Origin of the sequence: Kluyvera sp. EC_51, assembly GCF_019584505.1 — a bacterium.
Taxonomy (GTDB): Bacteria; Pseudomonadota; Gammaproteobacteria; order Enterobacterales; family Enterobacteriaceae; genus Kluyvera; species Kluyvera sichuanensis.
Genome location: NZ_VDAG01000021.1, coordinates 1 through 1,711, shown reverse-complemented (window position 1 = coordinate 1,711; position 1,711 = coordinate 1). Strand labels below are relative to the sequence as shown.

Genomic DNA, 1,711 nt, shown 5'->3' with positions numbered 1-1,711 from the left:
TACGCACCACCCCGTCAGTAGCTGAACAGGAGGGACAGCTGATAGAAACAGAAGCCACTGGAGCACCTCAAAAACACCATCATACACTAAATCAGTAAGTTGGCAGCATCACCCAATAGCGCATCCTTTTAAATTATCCGTTTTAAAGCTAGTAGCGGTGGTCCTTTGAATAGTAGATGTGGAATTTGCAGCAAAAGTGATCTGCCTAATATTGAGTTGATATGGTTCAACGGTACCATCACTTTTCATTAAAAAATGATCGGCAACACTTTTCAATGTAGCAAGATTATTTTGAGAAAGATTAGCAGCGCTATCAAAAAAAGTACTACGTTCACGCAAAATTGAAAATAAGGAATTATTAAGTCTCTCCACGTTATTTTTTTTCACAATGGAAAAACTCATGTCCATGATAAAACCACATAGTATGGTAAAAACAAAGATATACATAGCGAACTCAATAGCTGAAGCTCCCTTTTCAGAGGGTATAAATTTTTTCATGCTAATCACTTCTCCATATCAACGCTATCGAGATAAATTGTGCTCCTGCACAAAAACCACTCTACGAATCATTTCATTTTGTATCAACGAATCCGGAAATGGAAAAAAAACAGGTTCATATGGAACCGTTATCTGATAAATCCCTAACAGCGCATCAGTTGAAAAGGATGACGCGCATTGATCATTTGCCAGTTGCGTGATTGAAGTACAATATTGGATGCTCGTTTTTACTTTTACGTTCTTGCTGTATAGTAAAAAAGGCCAATTACTGGCCATTTTGTTAATCAAATTTTCAAAATATTCATCGGCTTTTGAGTTATTGGTTAATGTCACCGATGCACTTCCTGCCTCAGAAATAATCAAATCGACTGATGACATCACATAGACAACTCTACACAACTCCATAATAAACAATATGGATATAATGAACGGAATTACAACAAATCCAAATTCGATGGCTACGGCACCATCATTTTTGAAAAATAAAATATTATGATGTTTCATACAACTCCCCCATGCCATATTGTGAAGATATACCCAACAGATATGGCAACACCAAACGGTACGGTTTGGTGTTTTTTCTTTAAAAACAAATTAAACAACACCATTGCCATTATTGAGACCGGTGCACCTAAACAACAAACAGAAAAGAAAAATTCTAATATTAAATTCTGCGGTATGCTAAAAACTAGCGCCACAATTAACTTTATGTCCCCAGCGCCTATCATTCCTGTTATTGCTAATAAAAAAACAATAATCAAAACCATGGCAGGAATCATTATATTAATATGACCAAACAACATAGCTAAACACATTGAAGAGACAAGCACAGATAATACACAACTGTTTTTTATTTGTCTGTATAAAATATCAGTAACACAAGAATATAAGAGAAGAATAAATATTATTAATAGTAAGAAATGACAGAATAGGTCATGCATACTTAGACTCTGCAAAATTATTCCGCATATATAATATGCGGAAATACATGGATTCTATTGTTATCTATCTTTTACCTTTCTTTATTTTTGCTCTTTTCATTTTTTGATACACCGGTATCACTATTGTACGACTTTCAGGATATGATGGTATACTTTGCTGGTGATGCTGCCAACTTACTGATTTAGTGTATGATGGTGTTTTTGAGGTGCTCCAGTGGCTTCTGTTTCTATCAGCTGTCCCTCCTGTTCAGCTACTGACGGGGTGGTGCGTA

The 1,711-nt window shown here is 35.6% G+C and carries 5 protein-coding genes; 1 reads left to right on the top strand and 4 read right to left on the bottom strand.

Annotated elements, in window-relative coordinates; translation table 11 throughout:
* The 4 genes from FHC49_RS24635 to FHC49_RS24630 form a co-directional block, all read right to left on the bottom strand.
* A partial coding sequence (locus FHC49_RS24635) for an IS1 family transposase (RefSeq protein ID WP_097491765.1) occupies window positions 1–58 on the bottom strand: 58 nt, incomplete at its 3' end.
* A gap of 50 nt (window positions 59–108) precedes the next feature.
* Window positions 109–498, bottom strand: coding sequence for a TadE/TadG family type IV pilus assembly protein (locus FHC49_RS05855; protein ID WP_220439165.1), 390 nt, complete (start codon window positions 496–498; stop codon window positions 109–111).
* A 24-nt stretch (window positions 499–522) separates the two neighbouring features.
* Window positions 523–1,002 (bottom strand): TadE/TadG family type IV pilus assembly protein, encoded by a 480-nt coding sequence (locus FHC49_RS05850; RefSeq protein WP_185666761.1) that lies wholly within the window; start codon window positions 1,000–1,002, stop codon window positions 523–525.
* On the bottom strand, window positions 999–1,439 hold the full coding sequence (locus FHC49_RS24630; RefSeq protein WP_220439164.1) for a prepilin peptidase: 441 nt from the start codon (window positions 1,437–1,439) through the stop codon (window positions 999–1,001). The genes FHC49_RS05850 and FHC49_RS24630 overlap by 4 nt, the downstream gene beginning before the upstream one ends.
* A 214-nt stretch (window positions 1,440–1,653) precedes the next feature.
* Here FHC49_RS24630 and FHC49_RS24625 point away from each other — a divergent pair.
* Window positions 1,654–1,711, top strand: a 58-nt coding sequence (locus FHC49_RS24625; RefSeq protein ID WP_097491765.1) for an IS1 family transposase, incomplete at its 3' end; no start/stop codon positions are given.